This window comes from Cohaesibacter gelatinilyticus (assembly GCF_900215605.1).
GTDB lineage: Bacteria > Pseudomonadota > Alphaproteobacteria > Rhizobiales > Cohaesibacteraceae > Cohaesibacter > Cohaesibacter gelatinilyticus.
In genome coordinates, this window is the sequence record NZ_OBEL01000001.1 from 2,170,484 (window position 1) to 2,191,306 (window position 20,823).

At 49.0% G+C, this 20,823-nt stretch carries 23 protein-coding genes and 1 tRNA gene; 14 read left to right on the top strand and 10 right to left on the bottom strand.

The genetic code is table 11. The features are described from left to right. Positions 1–77: 77 nt before the first annotated feature. Positions 78–527 carry a MarR family winged helix-turn-helix transcriptional regulator gene (locus tag CRO57_RS09840; RefSeq protein ID WP_170956012.1) on the bottom strand — a complete coding sequence of 150 codons (450 nt, stop codon included), beginning with the start codon at positions 525–527 and terminating at the stop codon, positions 78–80. Positions 528–647: 120 nt separating this feature from the next. On the opposite strand from CRO57_RS09840, the gene CRO57_RS09845 reads away from it, so the two are divergent. The 3 genes from CRO57_RS09845 (at position 648) to CRO57_RS09855 (ending at position 3,470) form a co-directional block, all read left to right on the top strand. After that, positions 648–1,658, top strand: a complete 1,011-nt coding sequence (locus CRO57_RS09845) for a TRAP transporter substrate-binding protein (protein ID WP_170956013.1) — start codon at positions 648–650, stop codon at positions 1,656–1,658. Positions 1,659–1,773: 115 nt separating this feature from the next. Then, positions 1,774–2,178: a TRAP transporter small permease gene (locus CRO57_RS09850; RefSeq protein WP_170956014.1), complete on the top strand. Its 405-nt coding sequence runs from the start codon at positions 1,774–1,776 to the stop codon at positions 2,176–2,178. Next, positions 2,163–3,470 (top strand): TRAP transporter large permease, encoded by a 1,308-nt coding sequence (locus CRO57_RS09855; RefSeq protein ID WP_097153074.1) that lies wholly within the window; start codon positions 2,163–2,165, stop codon positions 3,468–3,470. Before CRO57_RS09850 ends, CRO57_RS09855 begins: the two co-directional genes overlap by 16 nt. Before the next feature lie 60 nt (positions 3,471–3,530). Here CRO57_RS09855 and CRO57_RS09860 read toward each other — a convergent pair. Then, positions 3,531–3,605: transfer RNA gene (locus tag CRO57_RS09860), tRNA-Val, on the bottom strand. Positions 3,606–3,756: 151 nt separating this feature from the next. Then, positions 3,757–4,119, bottom strand: a complete 363-nt coding sequence (gene cpdR / locus CRO57_RS09865) for a cell cycle two-component system response regulator CpdR (protein ID WP_097153075.1) — start codon at positions 4,117–4,119, stop codon at positions 3,757–3,759. A 198-nt stretch (positions 4,120–4,317) separates the two neighbouring features. Between cpdR and CRO57_RS09870 the strand changes: the two genes are divergently transcribed. The 6 genes from CRO57_RS09870 (at position 4,318) to CRO57_RS09895 (ending at position 9,553) form a co-directional block, all read left to right on the top strand. After that, on the top strand, positions 4,318–5,211 hold the full coding sequence (locus tag CRO57_RS09870) for an N-formylglutamate amidohydrolase (RefSeq protein WP_097153076.1): 894 nt from the start codon (positions 4,318–4,320) through the stop codon (positions 5,209–5,211). A 537-nt stretch (positions 5,212–5,748) separates the two neighbouring features. Next, positions 5,749–6,042, top strand: coding sequence for a BufA1 family periplasmic bufferin-type metallophore (locus CRO57_RS09875; RefSeq protein ID WP_097153077.1), 294 nt, complete (start codon positions 5,749–5,751; stop codon positions 6,040–6,042). A gap of 46 nt (positions 6,043–6,088) precedes the next feature. Beyond that, positions 6,089–6,982: an MNIO family bufferin maturase gene (gene bufB / locus CRO57_RS09880; protein ID WP_244580047.1), complete on the top strand. Its 894-nt coding sequence runs from the start codon at positions 6,089–6,091 to the stop codon at positions 6,980–6,982. Beyond that, positions 6,972–7,790 (top strand): HvfC/BufC N-terminal domain-containing protein, encoded by an 819-nt coding sequence (locus CRO57_RS09885; RefSeq protein ID WP_170956016.1) that lies wholly within the window; start codon positions 6,972–6,974, stop codon positions 7,788–7,790. Before bufB ends, CRO57_RS09885 begins: the two co-directional genes overlap by 11 nt. A 41-nt stretch (positions 7,791–7,831) precedes the next feature. After that, positions 7,832–8,413 (top strand): DoxX family protein, encoded by a 582-nt coding sequence (locus CRO57_RS09890; protein ID WP_097153079.1) that lies wholly within the window; start codon positions 7,832–7,834, stop codon positions 8,411–8,413. Positions 8,414–8,497: 84 nt separating this feature from the next. Then, positions 8,498–9,553: a threonine aldolase family protein gene (locus CRO57_RS09895; protein ID WP_097153080.1), complete on the top strand. Its 1,056-nt coding sequence runs from the start codon at positions 8,498–8,500 to the stop codon at positions 9,551–9,553. A gap of 81 nt (positions 9,554–9,634) precedes the next feature. Here CRO57_RS09895 and CRO57_RS09900 read toward each other — a convergent pair whose 3' ends face one another. Next, on the bottom strand, positions 9,635–10,111 hold the full coding sequence (locus tag CRO57_RS09900; protein WP_097153081.1) for a YHS domain-containing (seleno)protein: 477 nt from the start codon (positions 10,109–10,111) through the stop codon (positions 9,635–9,637). Between the two features lie 254 nt (positions 10,112–10,365). Here CRO57_RS09900 and CRO57_RS09905 point away from each other — a divergent pair, with 254 nt between their 5' ends. Further along, positions 10,366–10,914: a TetR/AcrR family transcriptional regulator gene (locus CRO57_RS09905; RefSeq protein ID WP_170956017.1), complete on the top strand. Its 549-nt coding sequence runs from the start codon at positions 10,366–10,368 to the stop codon at positions 10,912–10,914. A 162-nt stretch (positions 10,915–11,076) separates the two neighbouring features. On the opposite strand, the gene CRO57_RS09910 is transcribed toward CRO57_RS09905, so the two are convergent. Continuing rightward, the gene (locus CRO57_RS09910; protein WP_097153083.1) at positions 11,077–11,538 is read right to left on the bottom strand and encodes an Hsp20 family protein; all 462 of its coding nucleotides are present in this window, start codon (positions 11,536–11,538) and stop codon (positions 11,077–11,079) included. Between the two features lie 397 nt (positions 11,539–11,935). Here CRO57_RS09910 and CRO57_RS09915 point away from each other — a divergent pair, with 397 nt between their 5' ends. Together CRO57_RS09915 and CRO57_RS09920 are read left to right on the top strand one after the other, a co-directional pair. Then, positions 11,936–12,376, top strand: coding sequence for a hypothetical protein (locus CRO57_RS09915; RefSeq protein WP_097153084.1), 441 nt, complete (start codon positions 11,936–11,938; stop codon positions 12,374–12,376). A 172-nt stretch (positions 12,377–12,548) separates the two neighbouring features. Next, a complete protein-coding gene (locus CRO57_RS09920; protein WP_097153085.1) occupies positions 12,549–13,523 on the top strand; it encodes an alpha/beta fold hydrolase in 975 nt (324 codons plus the stop codon). 51 nt (positions 13,524–13,574) lie between these two features. Here CRO57_RS09920 and hisN read toward each other — a convergent pair whose 3' ends face one another. The 3 genes from hisN to CRO57_RS09935 form a co-directional block, all read right to left on the bottom strand. Beyond that, positions 13,575–14,363, bottom strand: coding sequence for a histidinol-phosphatase (hisN, locus tag CRO57_RS09925; RefSeq protein WP_097153086.1), 789 nt, complete (start codon positions 14,361–14,363; stop codon positions 13,575–13,577). Positions 14,364–14,617: 254 nt separating this feature from the next. Then, positions 14,618–15,853 carry an SGNH/GDSL hydrolase family protein gene (locus tag CRO57_RS09930; RefSeq protein WP_097153087.1) on the bottom strand — a complete coding sequence of 412 codons (1,236 nt, stop codon included), beginning with the start codon at positions 15,851–15,853 and terminating at the stop codon, positions 14,618–14,620. 47 nt (positions 15,854–15,900) lie between these two features. After that, complete coding sequence (locus tag CRO57_RS09935; protein WP_097153088.1) at positions 15,901–17,157, bottom strand: lytic murein transglycosylase; 1,257 nt, start codon at positions 17,155–17,157, stop codon at positions 15,901–15,903. Positions 17,158–17,496: 339 nt separating this feature from the next. Here CRO57_RS09935 and galU point away from each other — a divergent pair, with 339 nt between their 5' ends. Further along, positions 17,497–18,393 carry a UTP--glucose-1-phosphate uridylyltransferase GalU gene (gene galU / locus CRO57_RS09940; RefSeq protein WP_097153089.1) on the top strand — a complete coding sequence of 299 codons (897 nt, stop codon included), beginning with the start codon at positions 17,497–17,499 and terminating at the stop codon, positions 18,391–18,393. A 153-nt stretch (positions 18,394–18,546) separates the two neighbouring features. Here galU and CRO57_RS09945 read toward each other — a convergent pair whose 3' ends face one another. Beyond that, on the bottom strand, positions 18,547–18,897 hold the full coding sequence (locus tag CRO57_RS09945) for a VOC family protein (RefSeq protein WP_170956018.1): 351 nt from the start codon (positions 18,895–18,897) through the stop codon (positions 18,547–18,549). An 82-nt stretch (positions 18,898–18,979) separates the two neighbouring features. Beyond that, entirely contained in the window at positions 18,980–20,056 is a 1,077-nt protein-coding gene (locus CRO57_RS09950; protein WP_097153091.1) for a DUF2336 domain-containing protein, read from the bottom strand. 182 nt (positions 20,057–20,238) lie between these two features. Between CRO57_RS09950 and tsaA the strand changes: the two genes are divergently transcribed. After that, entirely contained in the window at positions 20,239–20,748 is a 510-nt protein-coding gene (gene tsaA / locus CRO57_RS09955) for a tRNA (N6-threonylcarbamoyladenosine(37)-N6)-methyltransferase TrmO (protein WP_097153092.1), read from the top strand. Positions 20,749–20,823: the final 75 nt, after the last annotated feature.

Genomic DNA, 20,823 nt, shown 5'->3' on the forward strand with positions numbered 1-20,823 from the left:
TCGTTTTTTGTCGGAAAATAGCTTCAAAACCCTGCCTCACAAATACCATCTGGTCCATGCGCTGGAGATGGGGTGCGTTACAAACGCATCAGTGTTTCGTCTTCACCTTCTAGCAGCACATTAATGGTCTGCATGAATTGCTCGAAGGCTTCGTCGTCCAACTTGCTGGAATAGTGATTGTTCAATTCCCGAACTAGAATGTGACATTCCTTCATGGTGCTTTGCCCAAGCTCGGTCAGAACAACTTCACTGACCCGCCCATCTTCACCCTTGGATTGCCGCTCGATGAAACCTCTGTCCATCATGGTCTTCAACAGGCGGGAGATTGCCGGACGGGCGACACCAATATAGCTGGCGAGCTGAGACGGTGTGGACTGGCCTTCCATACCCACGCCTCGCAAGACGCACCACATCAGACGAGTAACATTATGTTTTTTCAGCTTTCTTTCAAACCGAGATTCCATGACCCTGGCCAAACTGGTGACCTTGAAACCAATACGATTGTGGAGCGTGAATTGTTCCGCCATCCTGCAAAACCCTTCCATGATCAGATGATCACATTCAGATGCGTACGAATTTTTACTTAACATAGTTAATTAACAATGTTAAGCATTATGGAGCAATATCATCATTACTGGGAGGAAAAGATGGTAGGAAGCGAAAAAAAGCGTAGCATTGCTGCATTGATCGCATTGGCTGCTTTTGTCGGCCTCGGACCACAAAGCATTCAGGCAGCAGAACTGAAAGCTGCACATTTCATGCCCTCAATGCACCCCATGGACAAAGGGGTCATGACACCTCTGGCAGGTGACATTGAAAAAGCGACCAATGGATCTTTGACCATTCGCGTATTTCCCTCGGGCGAGTTGGGTAAAGGACCGGTTCAGCAATATAAGCGTGTTGTGACCGGCGTCGCTGACATTGTTTTCGGCATTCCTGACTATACACCCAAGCAGTTCCGCAAAACCGCCATGGTGCATGTACCGGGCCTATTTGCTGACGGTACAGTTGCAACCAACAAGATGTGGGACCATATCGATCTTTTCAAAGACGAATATGCAGCAACAAAGCTGCTTGGTCTCTGGGCCAACAATCCATCTGTTCTGATCACAAGAAAGAAGCCTGTCCGCACCATGGGCGACTTCAAAGGTCTGAAAGTCCGCTCACCAAACCCAATCATGGCTGAGCTAATCAAGGCATGGGGTGGCATTCCGGTGTCCATGCCAACGACTGAAGCCTATAACGCCATGAATACAGGTGTTCTGGATGCAGTCATGATCGGCCCTTCCGGCATTCGTTCCTACAAGCTGAATGAGACCGCAAAATACATCACCACCAATCTACCTTCTGCGCTGGATACCTTCTATCTGCTGATGAACAAGAGCAGCTGGGATGCCCTTGATGACAAACAGAAGAAAGAACTCGACAATCTGACTGGCCGTAAGATCAGCCTGAAGGGCGCGGAAGAGTTCCGCAAAGCTGGTCAAGCAGGACTGGATCTGGCTGTAAAATCAAAGGTCGAGCTGATCGAGATTGACGCTGCTGCAGAGGCTGAGTTCCGCAAAGCCATGAAACCGGCTCTGGATGCCTTTATCGCCAAAACATCTGATGAAACTGGCGTTGACGCATCCGATATCGTTTCGCAGCTATCGAAATAGTATTTCGATGAATGATGAGGACCACTTCCACACCGCCCATTCTCTTCAGAATGGGCGGTGGCTCAAGCGGCTTGAGGTATTGCTCATTGGAAGCGGTACACTGGCCCTGTTTCTCATGATGTTTCTGTCTGTCGGGGACGCATTGCTGAGATCCTTTTTCGACAGTCCAATATTTGGTGCGAATGACCTCACACAGATTGGCCTTTCTATCGTCGTGTCCATCAGCCTGCCCCTCTGCGTTCTCGCGGGTAGATTGATTGCCATCGACACACTGATCAAAATGGCACCCTCCTATTTGGAGAAAAGTGCCAATTGGTTGGTAACGGGTCTTAGCATCATCATGCTTGCCTATATCGCCTGGCGGTCTGCCCTCAATGCTCTCAGCGCGGCTGATTTTGGAGAAACAACATTGCTCCTGCAGCTCTCCTTTGCTCCATCCTATTATGTAATCTCAGCAGGGTCCGCTGCATCGGCCGTGTTGCTCTTTGTCAAAATGGTGAAAGAATGGCGGTCGAGTTAATTGGTTCCCTAGGGTTTCTGGCCCTATTCGGCCTGCTGGCATCGGGTATGCCAGTCGCCATGGCATTGACGCTGGTCGGTTTTATAGGAACAGCCATCATGTCAGGCATATCGGCTGCAGCTTACACACTGAGCGGACAGGTGTTTGCAACAGTCACTGTCTATGAGTTATCGATCATTCCGCTTTTCATCTTGATGGGAAATCTGGCCTCTGCTGCAGGTCTGAGCAGAGACCTCTTCAATGCAGCCTATAAGATAATCGGCCATCTGCGCGGTGGTCTTGCCACCGCAACCATACTGGGTTGCGCCGGTTTCGCAGCTCTTTCCGGCTCCTCGATTGCATCCGCGATCACAATGGGCAAGGTATCTTATCCCGAGATGCGTCGCCATAATTATGGTGCGAGATTGGCAACAGGCGCCATTGCAGCAGGTGGTACTCTTGGGATCCTGATCCCGCCATCCACCGGATTTGTAATCTATGCGGTACTGACTGAGGAATCCATCGGACGTCTGTTCATTGCCGGTGTTCTACCAGGCCTGTTGCTGACAGGATGCTTCATTCTCGCCATTCTGGTCATCACCTTCATCTGGCCAGAAGAAGGACCACGTGGGCCGAGTTTTGATCGGAACGAGAAATTCCGCAGCCTTGTTCAGGCTGGCGGCATCACCACCATCATCATGATCACCATCGGCGGGATCTATACCGGCTTCTTCACACCGGTTGAAGCGTCTGGCGTTGGTGCGTTCTTTGCCCTGTTCATGCTGATCATTCGCCGCAAATGCAATCTCCGCGTTCTCTATGATGTTGGGGCTGAGAGTTTGCGGACAACTGGTATGGTCTTTTTCATCCTGATCGGAGCCAACGTTTTCGCTCCATTCGTGGCATTATCCCACCTGCCAGAGACCATCGCAGGTGCCGTCACCGATCTATCATTAGGTGCCTATGGAACCCTTACCATCATCTTGCTGGGCTATGTCATTCTCGGCATGTTCATCGAAGGATTATCGCTGCTGGTCATCACTCTGCCCATTGTTTTTCCATTGATCACTGGTCTGGGTTTCGATCCGATCTGGCTGGGTGTGGTGATGGTCATCGTTCTGGAGATGGGTTTGATTTCACCACCTATCGGCGTCAACGTCTTCATCGTCAAAAGCGTCGTGCCGGATGTGAAGATTGAAACCATATTTGCAGGCATCATGCCCTTTTGGATCGCAATGATCGTAACGCTAACGCTACTGGTATTCATGCCAGAAATTGCGCTTCTACTCCCCAACGCGATGTTCAGCAATTGACTACAGATGGAAATACCATCGAGTTTCAAAACAACTGTAGGAATGGGATAGAAGAAAGGATGGTGGGCGTAACTGGGATTGAACCAGTGACCCCTTCGATGTCAACGAAGTGCTCTCCCGCTGAGCTATACGCCCATCCTGATCGGCATTGTATAATGCCTTGCGGTGAAAAGGGTTCTACTTTCCTGCTGATCTAAATGCAAGTCCCTTTCGGAGAAAAATCCCCAACAAGATAAAAGCCCGCAACAATGGCGGGCTTTTGTCAAAATATAATGGAAACGAGCTCTTAAGCTGCCAGCATCTTGCCCACTTCATTGACCAGATCACGCAAATGAAATGGCTTTGAAAGCACTTTGGCATCTTTTGGAGCTTGTGAATCCGGGTTCAGGGCAACCGCCGCAAAACCAGTGATGAACATCACTTTCAGATCCGGGTCCAGCTCTGTTGCACGACGCGCCAGCTCGATACCATCCATTTCCGGCATCACAATATCGGTCAAGAGCAGATTGAACGGCTCTTCGCGCAAACGATCATAAGCACTCTTGCCATTGTCATACGACACAACTTCATAGCCCGCATTCTGCAGCGCACGCGCCAAAAAGCGGCGCATATCATTATCATCTTCTGCCAGCAAAATCTGCGACATCACATTCCGTCCTAGCGTTGCCAAATCCTGATAAACTTAACACCCAATCTCACTTGAAAGGTGTAAAAATCCGGTGAATTCTGACACTATTCATAGCCATGTGATGATTTTTTGTAAATGCAGACCCCTTTACGCTCCCTTTTTGCACTCGAATCCGCTAATATCGACCGACTTGAATGAAAGAAGCTTAAGCGCAGATATATGGATTTTGAACAGAAAACAGACCTGACAGACCCTTATTCCTTTTCCCGGGCCGTACTTCAATCAGCACCTTTCCTGTTTAATTCCCCTCACTCCGGACGCTGTTATCCTGATCAATTCCGAAATTCCAGCAAGCTGGACGCAACACAATTGCGTCGCTCGGAAGATGCTTTCATCGATCTGATATTCTCGGATCTTCCCTCCAAGGGCATTCCTTTGATGGCAGCAAACTTCCCGCGTGCTTTTCTGGACTTGAACCGGGAACCTTATGAGCTTGATCCACATATGTTCAATGAGGCTCTGCCACCCTATGCAAAAAGTCAAACACCAAGGGTGGGATCAGGTCTTGGCACCATTGCTCGCATAGTCTCGGAGAATCAGGAAATCTACAAACATAAACTTAGTCTGGCGCACGCTCTTGATCGCATCGAACTCTATTACAAGCCCTACCATAAAATGCTACGCCATCAATTGGCCCGCATACATGTGCAGTTTGGATATGCCTGCCTGATTGATTGCCACTCCATGCCCTCGCGCATTTTTCGCCATCTTCCCTCTGGTCAGCAGCCGGATATCATTTTGGGAGATCGTTATGGGATTTCCTGCCATAGTGATCTCACAGAAGCCGCTTATGCCATTCTCACTGATCTTGGCTTCAACGTTGCGCTGAACAATCCTTATGCTGGCGGGTTCATCACCCAGCACTATGGCCGACCAACCAAAGGTCTGCACGCTTTGCAGATCGAGTTGAACCGTGCGCTGTATATGGACGAAGAAACAATCTGCCCTGGAGTAAACTTTGCGGCCATTCAGAAAGCCATGACAAATTTCTCAGAGCAACTACAACTCTCTACCAGTCGCCTCTTCCGCCCTACCAAGGCAGCAGCTGAATAAAACTCACAAATCATCTGAGCATGTGGACTATTGGACCCATTGGGCCAAAGCATCATTCGGGCGCAGAACCGTATGAAACAAGCATGTGTAAGCACGTCTGTAGTCGGCAAAGTGAAATTCAGGCAAAAAGAAAGGGCCGCATAACGGCCCTGAAAGTCTAAGGAGGAAACGCCCATATAGGGCTGCGATAAATATCGCACTGCAACAATTACATTGCATTGCACAATAAGTCAAGCAATCCAACATACTTTCTTAACAATCAGATTGTTTTCACCAGCCTCAAAACTCGATTTTGGGTATTTTACACCGCCCCAGCTAAAAATCACCCAACCCAATCAACATATAACATCATGATTTTATTATACTTTCATAGATATAACGTAAATTCTCACGCGTTTGTGAGCGCTGGTGAAATGCCTCTCACATCCAATTCATTTCCCATTGATCAGCAAAGGGGACAGTATGGCCTCGTTCGCTGGCAAGGAACACTGAGAGAGCCGGCGACATCAGTTTTAAAACACGATCTGGGAGACTTCCATGTCTAAGAAATCATTTTCCGCAGCAGTAATCGCAGGCGCAGTTGCAACCGTAGTATCTGCTGGCGCACTGACAACCGTATCCACCACCGGCGCACAAGCTGCCGAAATGGAAAAATGCTATGGCGTAGCACTGAAAGGTGAAAATGATTGTGCTGCTGGTCCAGGCACCACCTGTAAAGGCACCTCTACCGTTGACTATCAGGGTAATGCATGGAAACTGGTTAAAAAAGGCACTTGCGCCACCATGAAAACCCCTAACGGCATGGGTAGCCTTGAGCCTATCAAATCTTAAGTTCACTTTCTGCTCCCCCAGAGCAGAATGACATAGGACGATAGAAATGACATCGCACAATCCGATGTCTGCCTTGGCACCTAAACCGATCCCGGCGCGAGCCGGGGTCGGGCTCAAGGCAGAACACTACCAAACGATCCTTGAAACAAATCCCGACATTGGCTGGTTTGAGGTTCATCCGGAAAATTATATGGGAGCCGGAGGGCCGCCTCTGCATTATCTCTCGGAGATTGCAAGTCGTTATCCGCTATCCTTGCATGGCGTTGCGGCCTCCATTGGAGCCGATCAGCCGCTAAAGCAAGACCATATAGACCGGCTGAAAATGCTCAATGACCGCTACAAGCCTGGTTTGTTCTCAGAACATTTGGCATGGTCCAGCCATGACGAGCTTTTTTTCAATGATCTGCTACCCGTTCCCTATCGCGAAGATAGTATGGAGCGCGTGATCGAACATGTCGATCAGCTGCAAAATCACTTGGGCCGAAGGATTCTACTAGAGAATCCATCCGTCTATGTGGCCTTTGCCTCGTCAACCATGACAGAGATCGCATTTCTGGAGAAAGTGGTAGAGAAGACCCAATGTGGCCTGCTTCTGGACGTCAATAATGTCTATGTCTCAGCCACAAACCAGAATTATGATCCCGTAGCATATCTTGATGCATTTCCGATAGAACATGTCGGCGAAATTCATCTGGCGGGTTTTGCCCGCGACGAAGATGATGAAGGTGAATTGCTGCTCATTGACAGCCATGATGCACAAGTCGCTGAAGCCGTCTGGGATTTGTATGATCACGCTCTGGCACGTTCCGGCCCGGTTCCAACCCTGATTGAATGGGATGCCAATATCCCGGCATGGGATGTGCTATTTGCAGAAGCCATGCGTGCAGAGGAAAAAATCAAGGCAGCGGATAAACAGGCGGAGATCCGTCATGCAGGATAATGTGGATAATGCATCACGTCTTCCCGAGCTGCCTCCCCTGATAGTTGATCAGGCAGTCTTTTCCAAAGGGCTGCTTGAAGCCGAAATGCCAACACCTGCCGATGTGGTTGGTCCCGCCAAGGGCAAAAAGGCCAACAAACGTTACAATGTCTATCGTAACAATGTCATTGTTGGACTGACCGAATCCTTGATGGCGGCCTATCCGGTGGTCAATGAATTGGTAGGCGAGGAATTCTTCCGCGCCATGACGCCTGTCTATGTGCGCCATACACCACCCATTTGTGCTATGCTGGCAGAATATGGCAAGGATTACCCCGATTTTCTACAAGGTTTCGAGCCGGTTCAAGATGTACCCTATCTGCCCGACATCGCAAGACTGGAGCAGGCCTGGTTGCAAAGCTATCATTCTGCGGATGCAACACCGATGGATCCGGTTGCGCTGCAAACCGTTCCTCAAGAGCGCTTGGGCGATGTGGTCTTCAAATTCCATCCAGCCTGTCGTCTGGTCAAATCCGATTATCCGATCCATTCCATATGGGCAGCTCACAAGACAGATGATCCAGGCACCCATATGGCGGATATCATGGTAAAGCCAGAAAATGTGCTGATCACACGTCCAGCTTTGGATATTATTGTCATCGCCTTACCTGAGGGTGGTGGAGCTTTCATTGAAGCCTTGATGTCAGGCAACAGTCTGTCAGTAGCAGCAGAACATGCTTCCGAAACCAATGAGAATTTCGATTTGGCCCAGAATTTGGGGGGCCTATTGGAAACCGGTGCCCTTCATAGTCTTGAACTAGCCAGTTAGAACCAATTACCCAACATCTTGATTTGAAAGACCGAATAAAAATGACGCTGATAAATCAATTGCAGAATCTGCACTCTCGCATTTTTCAAGCTGTTGAGTCCGCTCTCAATGGTTGGTTTCTGGGCCTTGTTGCACGCCTCGTCTTTGCCAGCGTGCTGTTTTTCCTCTTCTTCAATGCTGGTATCAGCAAATTGGGTGAAGGCATCTTCGGTCTCTTTTCACCCGATGCGGGGGCCTATGCCCAGATCATTCCGCATATCGCCGAAGCAGTGGTGTATGACACGTCCAAGATCGCCTTCTTTCCTTGGACCATCATTGTTATCGCTGGTACCATTGCCGAGATCGTCTTGCCAATCACGATTGTGGCAGGCCTTTTTACGCGCCTGTCCAGCCTTGCTTTCATCGGTGTGATTGCTGTCATGACTTTTGTCGACATCAATTTGCATGGCGTCGGAACCGAGACCATCGGCGCATTCTTCGATCAGCAACATAATGCCGAGATCGCCGACCAACGTCTGCTTTGGATCTTCCCACTGCTCTATCTGATCATCAAAGGGCCTGGTAAAATCTCCATCGATTATCTCCTGTCCAAGGTCTGGTCGGATCGCAATACACAGGATTGATAGTCGGACACATCAATGACTTGCCTTATGAGATTGAGGAAGAGATAGTGAGCCACCTACCTCGATCTCATAAGGTCATACCCAATGTTTTTTGCCAGTGACAACTGGGCTGGTGCTTCCCAGCCGATCATGGATGCTCTTGCCCGCCACAATGATGGCTATAGCCCCGCCTATGGGGGCGATCCACTCACAGACCAGATCACCCAAAAATTCCGCGATATATTTGAGACCGACTGTGATGTCTGGATGGTTGCTACAGGCACGGCGGCAAACGCATTATCCCTGTCTTGCGCTACAGGACCCGGTGGTGCCGTCTTCTGTCACAAGGAAGCCCATATCCGCGTTGATGAATGCGGCGCTCCAGAGTTTCTCTCCTCCGGCGCACGCATGTGGGGGCTGGAAGGCCGCCATTGCAAGCTGACACCAGACAGTATCAAGAACGGCTTCGAAGAGATTCCGCAAGGCGTCGTCCATCACGGCATGGCAAATGCCATTTCTCTTTCCCAGGCAACAGAAGCTGGCACAGCCTACTCAGTCAAGGAAATCGAGGCAATGTCCGACTTGGCCAAAAGCCGCGAGCTGGCATTGCATATGGATGGTGCTCGCTTTGCCAATGCGCTTGTCTCTCTTGACTGTACTCCTGCCGAAATGACCTGGAAAGCAGGTGTTGACATGCTCTCCTTTGGCGCGACCAAAAATGGTGCCTGGGCCGCAGAAGCTGTTGTTTTCTTCAACAAGCAACTGGGCAAGAACTTTGAATATCGTCGCAAACGCGCAGGTCATCTCTTCTCCAAGATGCGTTTTGCAGCCGCTCAATTTGATGGATATTTCAAAGATGATCACTGGCTGGCAAACGCCCGCCATGCCAACACCATGGCGTCAAACCTCATCGCGGGAATCCAGAAAAGCAAAAAGGCACAATTGGCTTGGGATAGCCAATCAAATGAGGTCTTCGTCTATCTGCCAACAGATCTGGCCGCAAAGCTTGAGACCGCCGGTGCCGCATTCCACGAATGGCCAGAGAACACTCTGGCAGAAGAGGATAAGCCGCAAGACGGATTTGGGCTCTATCGTCTCGTCTGCTCCTATCGCACGACAGACCAGGATGTCGATCAGTTCCTTGATTTCCTGAAGGACTGATCGGTTTGTTCAAGAAGTAAAAATGCAAAAACCGAGCTCGCAAACAGCAAGCTCGGTTTTTCGTGGCTCCATCGTTCAAGTTTATTGCGCCAGAAGCTCGGCAGGCTCTTTGTCAACAATCTTGATCCATTTGTCATTGGCCTGAGGAATGAATTGAGCAGTCTTGCCTTCCCATTCTTTCTGAATGTCCTGCGAGATATTCAAATAGAGCTTGTTCTTGACGATTTTCCAAAGATTCGGATCACCATCAAACTTGAAGCCCATTGCTGCACCAAAGGCACAATAGCCACCATATTGCGGCAGATAGGCACCTGGGTTGGCTTCGAATTTTGCTTTATGCTCTTCAGACGCAAAGCGATAGGTCGCATCATTGTAAGTCGCGGTAATTTTCCAGTTACCCTTGGTTGGCTTGCCTTGTGTGAAATAGGCAACCGGATCATAGCCCTGCAAACCAAGGCCGGTGCTGGAAGCATTCACATCAACGCCTGCTGCCAGAGCAGAAGTGGCAAGAGCGGCAGAAACGGCAAGGCCAGTAATCAAATGACGAACAGCTTTCATTTTATATCTCCTCGTTCGACCCGGCCCCTGGGAATGAAGGTCTGAGATGAGGCACCAGGACCGGAATCGACATAGGCTATCTGACAGGAAGATCAGATGGCCTTGGTGCCTGTGTCTTGAAGACAAATGGAATATAGAATTAGGAACCAAATGGTACAAAACAAATAATTGTGAGGAGAGATCAAAGCTGCTAAGTCTTGAAAAGACACAGACGCGAAAGATTTCTAAAAATGGCCCGCCCAAGAGAATTTGAAATGGACCAAGCGCTGCAAGGCGCAATGGAGATTTTCTGGGCGCAAGGATATGGCGCCACCAATCTGCCAGACTTGCTCAAAGCCATGGGTTTGACCCGGGGTAGTTTCTATAAAGCATTTGTGGACAAGCGATCTGTCTATCTCGCTGCTCTGGATTTTTACGACCAGCAAGTCGTTAGCCAATCAGTCTCAACGCTGAACCAAGCCGATGATCCGGATCTCACTCAAACATTGATGCCACTCTTTGGAAACGATGTTGAGAGTGAACAGAAAAGCGAAGCTGCTCGCCGCGGCTGCTTTATCTGCAACGCCATGGTCGAACTGGCCCCAACAGACGCGGAAGTCGCTCAACGGACCAATGCCATGGCCGACCGTCTCTATCGCGCAATCTATGGGCAAATCTCCAATCATCGCCCTGCCATGCAAGATAATGCCAAGGAAGACAAAGCCCAAGCTGTACTACATCTTTATTTCGGAGCGCAAGCCATGGGCAAAGCAGGCAGACAACCCCATAAATGGCAAAGCATGCTGGAAGATCTTTTGATCTGATCACTTACCCTGAACACCGCATAAAAAAAGAGGCGCCAAAGGCGCCTCAAGTGGGGCTGCAGATCCTGGGAGGAATGGATCTACAAGCGAGGGAACTAAGAAAGGGGAACCGGGAGGCGACAATGCTCACCACTGATCAATCAGCCCCTCCCGGTCAGGTATTTAGTGGGTGGTTCCTTCAAGTGTCTTACTGGAACCGGACCCCTTGATTTCAATCTGCCGTGGTTTCTTTGCCTCGGGCAGTTCGCGGGTCAAATCAACATGGAGTAAACCATGCTCCATACTGGCACTATCGACGCGCATATAATCGGCCAATTGGAAGCGGCGCTCAAATGCACGGGCGGCAATGCCACGATGCAGGTAATCTTTCTCACCCTCAGCTTCACTTGCCTTCTCACCGATCACGGTCAGAGCATTTTCCTTCACCTCAATGCTCAGATCTTCTTCGGTAAAACCGGCCACGGCCATGGTGATACGATAGGAATTCTCCGCTAGACGCTCGATATTGTATGGAGGGTAAGACGAGGCACTTCCCTCAACACCAGAAGCGGTATCCAGCATGGAGAAGAGTTTATCAAATCCAACGGTAGAACGATAAAGTGGGCTCAGATCAAAATGACGCATAACAATGTCCTCCTTTGAGCAACATATGCGAATGGTAAAATAGATAAGCCAATCTCCCGGATAGTGGCGAGATCAACATGCGCCGAAGCCGTCCTGGCCTTCGGTACAATTGATATGGAAACCATGATCTGTGATTTCAAGACCTACCCATGAGAAGAAATTCAATCAATAAAGCCGCACGTAAAAATCAGCCAAAATTCAGACTTTCTACTTGCCACAATATCTCCTCATTGCTGCCATGTTGCTAAACTCCAGATGAACATCCCCTTCCAGTTTCATTCAGCTCGGCTTTGTTAATCTGATCTCACAAACAAAGAAAGCACGGGAAACAAGCCCGCACTCAAGGGATCAAAGCCGATATCCGGGGCAGAATAAAAACAAAGAAGGGAATAGAAAGATGAAAAGAACCGCACTCGCACTTTCCATGCTCGTCGCTATAGCCACCAGCGCCCTCCCCGCTCATGCCAATGGTTTGACCTTTGGTTTTCACGGTCCCAATGGCAGTTTCACCATTTCGACCGATGAGCGCGGCAATGTCGCCCCCATACGCTATGAGAAACCAAGAAAATACAAGAAGCAGAAAATTCGTCCACGCCGTATTGCCCGGATCATTCGCAATCATGGATTTTATGATGTCCATGGCATGAAGATCAAAGGCAAGTTCTACAAAGCCAAAGCCTATGATCGTCGCAACCGATTAGTTCGCCTGAAGGTCAATGCTTATAACGGACGTATCGTGAAGAAAAGAATCATTCAGCGTGCCCGTCCGATTCCTTACCATCGCTATGGTTGGGACAATGGCTATGTACCACCACGTCAGCCTTTCTGGTACTACTAATTTCCCATCCCAGCAACAATGATATCAGGCTCGCACCTGCGTGCCTGATATCATTTTGCCAAATGAAAGAAAAGAATACATTTCTTTCGGGGGACTCTGGAGAATTTCCCCTTACCGCCTGCTATAGTTCCAGTTAAAATAGGTCAACGACGGCGGACACACGGACATCATTATGCGGCTTGAACAGATTGAGACTTTTCCCGAGCTGAAAGACGGCAAATGCAGGGAAATGCAAGCCTTTGATGACCACATTGTTCGAACCGCACTTTGGCCCGCAACAACTCCCACACCCAGAGGCACGATCTGTTTGCTTCAGGGGCGCGCCGAATATATCGAAAAATACTATGAAGTTGTAAGCGAGCTGCGCGCAAAGGGTTTTGCCGTCGCCACATTTGACTGGCGTGGACAGGGCGGCTCCGATCGCCTGCTGGAGAATCCACGCAAAGGTCATATTGGCAGATTTTCAGATTATGGTCGGGATTTGGAGCAATTTTTGCACGAACAAGTACTTCCTGATTGCCCACGACCATTTTTCGCTCTGGCTCACTCCATGGGAGCCTTGATCCTCCTGAACCAATTGCCGCGCCTTAGAACCATCTTTGACCGTGCAGCCCTGTCCGCACCATTGGTTCAATTGGCAACCGATCGTCGAAAAATCCTCGGTAAGCGTGTCTCCCAAATCACCATCCGCCGACTGACTGGTTTGGCCAGACTACTGATGATGGGGCAGAAATTTGCATTGGGCGTCGATAAGAGATCAGTCACCGGGAGTTGGTCTTTTGACACCAATCCGCTGACATCAGATGGTCCACGCTATGACCGCAATCGACTATTTCTGGAAGCTTATCCCGAAAAAGGCATCGCCGGACCAACTTTTCAATGGGTCCATGAAGCCTGTAAAGCAATGAGTAATCTGCAATCGAGCGACTTTCAGTCTGCCGTCCACACACCAACCCTCATGATGCCTGTCGGCTTTGATCAAATCGTCAGCTCCAAAGCTACTGCAATCCTGGCGCAAACCATGCGCTGTGGTCACGCTATTACCATTGCAGGCAGCCGTCACGAAATTCTCATGGAAAAAAACATCTATCGGGAGCAGTTTTGGGCTGCCTTTGACGCCTTCATCCCAGGCTCCAAAGATGATTGAGATAACCAATATTTGAAAAAGCCGCGCCTGTCCAAAGGACTGGCATAAACCTTAGCCTGAGGTCAACATCTCAAGAACCTGCTCATGCAAATCCTTGTCTCCACTGGCAACCACCTGACCACCATCAAAGGCTGAACCACCCTGCCAATTGGTTACAATCCCACCAGCCCCTTCCACAACGGGAATGAGCGGAGCAATATCAACCGGCTTCAAAGCGGTTTCAATCACGATATCAGCCATACCGAGTGCAACCATGCAATATGCATAGCAGTCGACACCATAACGAGGCAATCGACAGGCTGCTTCCACTTTGTCATAGGCTGCACGCTCTTGCTCATTGAACAGAGTGGGTGTGGTGGTAAACAAGGTCGCATCAGACAGGCTGGCACAAGAACGGCTTTCAATGGCACGTTTCCCATCTGGGCCGACGTAAAAGCTCTGTTTGCCATCGCCAAAATAACGTTCAGAAGTAAAAGGTTGGCTCATCATCCCCATATGAGTCCCATCCATATGACGATAGCCGATCAAGGTTCCCCAAACTGGTAGACCGGAAATAAAAGCGCGGGTTCCATCAATGGGATCCAGCACCCAAAGACCGTCAGCATCCAGACGTTCAGACTCAAATTCCTCGCCGAGAATGCCATCTTCGGGAAAAGTCCCCGCAATCATTTCGCGCATTCGGCGCTCGGCCTCACGATCTGCTTCCGTCACGGGATCAAAGTCATCCTGCTCCTTGTTTTCAATGACAATGGAACGGCGGAAAAAAGGTAGAACAGTCTCTCCCGCAATATCGGCGAGAGAGTGAAAAAAGGACTGATCCGGCTTGATTGTGACGGACATGAGCTATCCTGAAAGTTGGGGCGATTGGGCGCTTGAAAGAGTTCGCACCTTTCCCGCCTTTTAGACAGTTTTCAGCACAAGAGCAAATTTCTTTCGTGTCGATCTCAATTTAGAGCGTATTCCCGAAAAGCTGAAGCACTTTTTGGATAAGAACTCGCATCGAAACAAAGAGCGAAACCACTACTCGCGTTTCAACGATTGCAAGAAGTGCTTCAAGTGATCACGATTGAGAAACAGTCTCTATCGACCCTCAATTATTGACTTTTTACAGGCCAGGAGAAATCATCCACCCGCAGATCAGGCACGCCAGCTCCGGGATTTCCCAGCTCTTTATTCTGATTATTGATAACAATCTTGTCACCCGGTGCAATCAGCTTTGTCGCATCCACTGGCGGTTGGCGAACCACGAAGATACCACGCCGATCTCCTCGTCCTTCCTTGAGAGCAGCCTCGTCATCGGATGATAGAAAGTCAGGTAGTGCCGCTTCATCAACGGATTGGGACAAAGCTCGAATCACCAGCTTTTCGACAAAGAAGGCCAATTTTCGCCGTCCTGCTGCAGTAAATCGAATACCCGTTTTATGACGCAAATTCTTATCCTGACCAGACAGATCAGGTCCACGGCGCACATAGTCACCATCTTCATTGGAGAAGGCATCCCAGATATCAATGAAACGCTCGTCTCGTTCAATCAGGCGAGATCGTATGATATCATTGAGATAATTCAGCTCGATTGTCAGCTTGGCACTTTTTACCGGAGGCAAGCCAACCCAGTAAACAGGCTTTTCCTTATTCTGCAGACTTATACGCACGGCATCAATACGCTTGGCATAGAGACCTTCCCAACCAGGCTCTTGAAACGCAATGGCCTCACGCACCACTTCACCTTCTTCATTCTTCACAGCAGGAAATTTTCCCCGATCATTCAAACCAACCATAACCACTGCGAAGGTAAAGGGCTTACTCTCGATTAATGGAGTCAGATCCGCTAATGGGTTCCTCGTGGCACGATGCAACAAGCCCGTATTCCGTACACTATGAATATCCACCTTCACATCAGGTGTCTTTGCAAATGCATCTCGCAAACCAAAAGCGATATCTTGCGAGAACTCATCACCAAAGACCGCAATAACCGCAGCATCGGGATCCTTGGGAACAGTTTTGACTGCTGGAGGTGTAGTAGAACGAGATTTTTTCGTTCCCCCCCTCTTCTTCTGTTTTTGCGCAGATGGTTTTTTCTTCTTGCTCCCAATCCCGAACAAACGCTGAAAGAAATTTTGAGCAACGATTATTCTACCGTCATCTGTACCAACGCGCGGACCCGATGATGAGGAAAGGTCAATCGAAGATGAAGACGAAGACTTGGATACAAAATCATCTGACTTGGGCGCAGCCAGCGCAACAGCACTGACTAACAGCGACATGGCAACACCCAATGTCACTCCCCGGCCCGCACGGCGCGCCAAGTTTTTTCGGCCCATAACAGTCATCGCTTCAATTATCCACTCTCAGAACAGGCAACCGCACCTATAACACACTATCGTGCGCGCAAAGCCTGTAGCAAGGCCCCGGACGCGAATCCATCCGGTACCAATCCACGGCGCTTCTGCCAATGGCGAATAGCAGATTTTGACTTTGAACCCAAGCGACCATCTATGCCGCCTGTATCATATCCGGCCCGATTGAGAAGAGTTTGCACTTCTTTTCGCTCGGACCGCGTCAGAACCCTGTCTGACCGTGGCCAAGCCTGAACAAACGTACCACCACCACGAATACGATCCGCCAGATGCCCAACTCCCAGAGCATAAGATGTCGCATTGTTATAACGCTTGATCATGGCAAAATTCTTGAGGATCAGGAAAGCGGGACCTTTATAACCTGCAGGCAAAATCAACTGCGCCATATCGGTAGGGCGCGGGAATGTCTTGCCATGAACACGAGAAACTCCCATGCGTTGCCAATCAGCAAGGCTCTTTGTGATCTTGCCATTGGCCAGCTCAAACGAGAAACTGCGTGGCAGCTGAACTTCGTAACCCCACGTCTTGCCAGTTTGCCAGCCCGCTGTCGCCAGCAAATTGGCCGTCGACGCCAGAGCATCAGGAATGGAATTCCAGATATCACGTCGTCCATCACCATCAAAATCAGCAGCTTTGGCCAGATAAGTCGTCGGGATGAATTGGGTATGCCCCATGGCCCCGGCCCACGATCCCATCATCTGCGATGGTTTCACATCACCGTTCTGCAAAATTTTCAAAGCAGCAATCAATTGGGTCTTGCCAAATTTGGAACGCCTGCGATCCGCATATCCAAGCATGGCCAAAGATTGGATTGTCGGCTTGATCAATTTCTTGTTCTTAAAAATAGCACCATACGCACTTTCCATGCCCCAGATAGCCAACAAAATATGTTGATCCACCCCATACCGAGCCTCAAGTTGGCGGAGCAGATTCGCATATTTCTGCTTCATCTTACGGCCATTCTTGATGCGTGTCGCACTGGCAGCACTATCTAGATAGGACCAGATCGGCTTGACAAATTCCGGTTGATTGGTCGCCCTGCGGATCACGGAGGGGTCATATTTGGCACCAGCAAAGGCTGCATTATAGGTCGCTGCAGTAATACCATTCGCCTGCGCGGTTGGCCAAAAATTGCGGACCCAACGGTCAAAACCCTGGGCATTCTGTCCAAATGCCGCAGTGGATCCCATAAAAAGGGTCATTGCCAACAATGCGGGTTTGGCAACACCGCAAGATCGGCCCAATTTGCCCAAAACTTTCAAAAAGCCACGCCGCATATCTGTTCCTCATCAATAACACAAAGGCACCCAACCTCTTCTTGCCAATCAAATATGGAACAAGTTAGGAAATCATTTACTTTAATCCGATTTTTGCCAGTTTAGCGCTCCTCTATTACCGCAAATTGACTGTTCACTCGGCCTTTATTAAAACCTTGCATATATCCTGCACGAAATGTCTACGTCTGTGGGAGGCGTGGATTCCGATATTAAACGAGATTTCCGGACATACGGACAAATCTCTTGCTGGATGTCAAAAAAATGACAAACACCAGCAATAAAAAAATGAGCCAGTCCGCTGGAGTAATCAGCAGCGGATGGTAAGAAATGGGGATCACAATGGCACAACGCATTCGCAAAGCTGTTTTTCCGGTTGCAGGTCTTGGTACACGTTTTCTGCCAGCAACCAAAGCCATGCCAAAAGAAATGCTGACGATCGTCGACAGACCGGTTATCCAATATGTAGTGGATGAAGCAAAGAAAGCGGGTATTGAGCATTTCATTTTTGTTACAGGCCGCAACAAGGCGGTGATCGAAGACCATTTCGATGTTCAGGTAGAGTTGGAACAAACACTGATTCAGCGCCAAAAACTCGATGTTCTGGAAGAATTGCGTCAGGATCTTCCCAAAGCTGGTCGCACCAGTTTTACACGCCAGCAACAGCCATTGGGGCTGGGACACGCTGTTCAATGCGCACGTGATCTCGTCGGCAATGAACCATTTGCTCTGTTGTTGCCAGACATGATCATGAAATCTCCAACTGGCTGTCTGTCAGACATGATGGAAATCTATCACAAGCGCCAGGGCAATGTTGTCGCACTGGAAGAAGTGCCAATGGAAGAGACCCATAAATATGGTGTGGTTAAAAAAGGTCCTCGTCAGAACGGCAGTGTCGAGATTGAGAGCATGATCGAAAAACCCGCTCCTGGCACAGCGCCTTCCAATCTGATCTTGTCTGGCCGCTACATCCTTCAACCCGAAATCTTTGACTATCTGGAAACGCAAACCCCTGGCAGCGGCGGTGAAATTCAGTTGACCGATGCGATGATCAAACTCAACAACGATCAGGAATTTTCCGGCCTTATTTTCAAGGGTACCACCTACGACTGCGGTTCCAAATCCGGCTTCCTCGAGGCCAACATTGCCTATGGTCTGGATAGAGAAGATCTGGCTCCGCAGATCATTGATCATCTGCGAGAACTGGTTACCAGCTATGATCTGAAACAGGCATCCTGATCTCATAGATTTCATTGGAATGTTCAAACAAAACGGGCACAAAAGCCCGTTTTTTTATGGCAACTGAAACCACAACAAAAAATGCCACCTTCTGGCAGCAACAGAAGATGGCATCCAAACCCGTCTCTTCAGACTATTCAAATCATCAGGAAATTACTCAACCAAACTGACGATATTGCCTGATGGGTCAATAAAATGCGCCAGAGATCCGCCCCAGAATTGACGTTCAGGTGGAGCAACGAATGGAACGCCACGTGATTTGAGCAATTTATAGATCTCCGGCAGATTATCCACTGCCAAAGACAAGCCGGTAAAACGACCAATGAGCGAGGATTGCGGACCTTCAGCATCCTCTTCCTCTATGATTACGAGCATTCCCGGCTCAAATCCGACAGCACCTTGTTCAGAGCGATCCCAAACCATGGGCCATTGCAAATTATTTGCGTAGAATTCTCGTGCGACAGCAAGATCTCGCACGAAAATTCGAAATGCGGTTACATGCATGACCGTCCCTTTTTGTCCCATTCATGCCAACTGGCAAATATTTCTCCAAGTTATTGCATGAATTTGGTAAGCCCATCCTTAATCAATCAAGGATAATACCATTCTGAGACCATAAAAGCACTTTTGCATGGGCTTCTTCAACACTCATCTGTCGATATTGCTTCAGAATTGCGATGCATTGGTTGCGAGATAAACGCAACTTCCACGGGCCACAACACAAAAGCTCGCTCACCAAACGATCTGAAAACCGCATGACCTTGAACAGGCACAAAACCTGTTCCCAATGCAGCGAAGACATCATCCGCGCGATAATCTTGTAGGAAATACCGGACATCAGGGCGATACCACATATCACATCAGCAAACTGATCATGTCCTGCATAGCGAAGAAGACTGGTTTCATTCAATCGGGATTTTTTCTCCAGATCCTTCGCCCGCACGGCAGATGCCTCGAATTTGTAGCGAGCCAGATACGGATCCAGTGAAAGATCCAGTTTGTCTGGCGGAATTCGGGCTTCCAAATCTCGCATGATCTCAGTCAAATTCAATTCTTGTGCCAATGGGCTAGTAGGATTTTTCACCAGTCGCAATTGATCATGTTGGGCCTGACGTTGTTTCAGGCTTTCCGCCATCTTCGCATCATTGGCCGCCATTTGCCGCAAGAACGCCATTCCTTTTTGAGAGATCTGCGCCCGACCATTCGCCGCCAACTGCATCAATACCGGTCCATGAGCATAGTGGATCAACAAATCGGTTACTTTCGCAGACAAATCCTTGCGACAGGAAATCGCCAACATATGATCGGCCCCGCGTTCATCGCTTACATCGAGCAAATCCTGATCACTCAAAACAGGAGATTTACGCAAAACCGGTCCGGCAACTCTGATAACATCGAACGCAAAGCGTCGCATCAGACCATAGGGAGCATTTTGCAACATACATAACTTGTTCGATGCAAAGGCACGTCCATCAACATCAACGACGTCTGCCAAACGCTGCAAAACAACATCATAAGTGTAAATCTGTTCATCGGTGCAGTGCTCGGAAGTCAGCGCAAACAAGCTCGATACATGACGAACCAGTTCGTCACTCTTCCCACGTCCGCTTTCACCGTCCAACAATTTCATATCGACCAATTCGGTCTTAAGTGCTGCATACATAGTTCTACCTCGGTAAATCCACGAGACCCACCAGCTTTTCAAGACAGGATAGATTGAGAATAAACGTCACATCTGTAGAATTGACTAAACACAACAGCCAGCTTTTATGATAATACCTTGAAAAGATAGCTAAAATTTACTTCAAACTTGAACAATCCACTCAGTCAGCAGGATATTAGATCATGCCCGTGCGCCCCGGAGAACTAGAGCTTGATGCCAATTGCCTGACCCAGGACGCCTGGCTCAGTTTCATTGGTCACATCGAAACACCTTTCCAAACCCGCGCAGATTGCCCTCGCAATGGCAGAAAAACCGATGAAATCGCTTATGTGCATGTGAAAGAAGAGTTCAGGCCAGCGCTGAAATCACTTGAGACCTGCAGCCATGTCATTGTTTTCTATTGGATGCACGAGGCCATGCGCACCCTCGTTCAACAGCGTCCGAAATTTGCCGAAAGTATCCATGGAACCTTCGCGTTGCGCTCTCCCAATAGACCAAATCCGATCTCAATTTCTGTTGTGGAATTGCTGGATGTTCTGCCGGATCGATTGAAAATTCGCTATATCGACTGCCTTGATGGCACACCGTTACTGGATATCAAACCTTATTTTCATCAGACGGATGCAATCCCACAAGCCGAAGTCGGGTGGCATGCATCTGAAGTGAAAGAAGAAGAAAAAATCAAAATCTGATATTTCCCAGAACAAAAAATTAGTAGCCTCATTTTTTATTAAATGAAGCTGATTTGGCTCTGTCAGGCTGAACGC

What these genes read in the sequence shown, in the direction of transcription:
- CRO57_RS09840 (WP_170956012.1), bottom strand. Translation starts at nt 527, where the DNA reads ATGGCGGAACAATTCACGCTCCACAATCGTATTGGTTTCAAGGTCACC.
- CRO57_RS09845 (WP_170956013.1), top strand. Translation starts at nt 648, where the DNA reads ATGGTAGGAAGCGAAAAAAAGCGTAGCATTGCTGCATTGATCGCATTG.
- CRO57_RS09850 (WP_170956014.1), top strand. Translation starts at nt 1,774, where the DNA reads ATGATGTTTCTGTCTGTCGGGGACGCATTGCTGAGATCCTTTTTCGAC.
- CRO57_RS09855 (WP_097153074.1), top strand. Translation starts at nt 2,163, where the DNA reads ATGGCGGTCGAGTTAATTGGTTCCCTAGGGTTTCTGGCCCTATTCGGC.
- CRO57_RS09870 (WP_097153076.1), top strand. Translation starts at nt 4,318, where the DNA reads ATGGATTTTGAACAGAAAACAGACCTGACAGACCCTTATTCCTTTTCC.
- CRO57_RS09875 (WP_097153077.1), top strand. Translation starts at nt 5,749, where the DNA reads ATGTCTAAGAAATCATTTTCCGCAGCAGTAATCGCAGGCGCAGTTGCA.
- bufB (WP_244580047.1), top strand. Translation starts at nt 6,089, where the DNA reads ATGACATCGCACAATCCGATGTCTGCCTTGGCACCTAAACCGATCCCG.
- CRO57_RS09885 (WP_170956016.1), top strand. Translation starts at nt 6,972, where the DNA reads ATGCAGGATAATGTGGATAATGCATCACGTCTTCCCGAGCTGCCTCCC.
- CRO57_RS09890 (WP_097153079.1), top strand. Translation starts at nt 7,832, where the DNA reads ATGACGCTGATAAATCAATTGCAGAATCTGCACTCTCGCATTTTTCAA.
- CRO57_RS09895 (WP_097153080.1), top strand. Translation starts at nt 8,498, where the DNA reads ATGTTTTTTGCCAGTGACAACTGGGCTGGTGCTTCCCAGCCGATCATG.
- CRO57_RS09900 (WP_097153081.1), bottom strand. Translation starts at nt 10,111, where the DNA reads ATGAAAGCTGTTCGTCATTTGATTACTGGCCTTGCCGTTTCTGCCGCT.
- CRO57_RS09905 (WP_170956017.1), top strand. Translation starts at nt 10,366, where the DNA reads ATGGACCAAGCGCTGCAAGGCGCAATGGAGATTTTCTGGGCGCAAGGA.
- CRO57_RS09910 (WP_097153083.1), bottom strand. Translation starts at nt 11,538, where the DNA reads ATGCGTCATTTTGATCTGAGCCCACTTTATCGTTCTACCGTTGGATTT.
- CRO57_RS09915 (WP_097153084.1), top strand. Translation starts at nt 11,936, where the DNA reads ATGAAAAGAACCGCACTCGCACTTTCCATGCTCGTCGCTATAGCCACC.
- CRO57_RS09920 (WP_097153085.1), top strand. Translation starts at nt 12,549, where the DNA reads ATGCGGCTTGAACAGATTGAGACTTTTCCCGAGCTGAAAGACGGCAAA.
- hisN (WP_097153086.1), bottom strand. Translation starts at nt 14,363, where the DNA reads ATGTCCGTCACAATCAAGCCGGATCAGTCCTTTTTTCACTCTCTCGCC.
- CRO57_RS09930 (WP_097153087.1), bottom strand. Translation starts at nt 15,853, where the DNA reads ATGACTGTTATGGGCCGAAAAAACTTGGCGCGCCGTGCGGGCCGGGGA.
- CRO57_RS09935 (WP_097153088.1), bottom strand. Translation starts at nt 17,157, where the DNA reads ATGCGGCGTGGCTTTTTGAAAGTTTTGGGCAAATTGGGCCGATCTTGC.
- galU (WP_097153089.1), top strand. Translation starts at nt 17,497, where the DNA reads ATGGCACAACGCATTCGCAAAGCTGTTTTTCCGGTTGCAGGTCTTGGT.
- CRO57_RS09945 (WP_170956018.1), bottom strand. Translation starts at nt 18,897, where the DNA reads ATGCATGTAACCGCATTTCGAATTTTCGTGCGAGATCTTGCTGTCGCA.
- CRO57_RS09950 (WP_097153091.1), bottom strand. Translation starts at nt 20,056, where the DNA reads ATGTATGCAGCACTTAAGACCGAATTGGTCGATATGAAATTGTTGGAC.
- tsaA (WP_097153092.1), top strand. Translation starts at nt 20,239, where the DNA reads ATGCCCGTGCGCCCCGGAGAACTAGAGCTTGATGCCAATTGCCTGACC.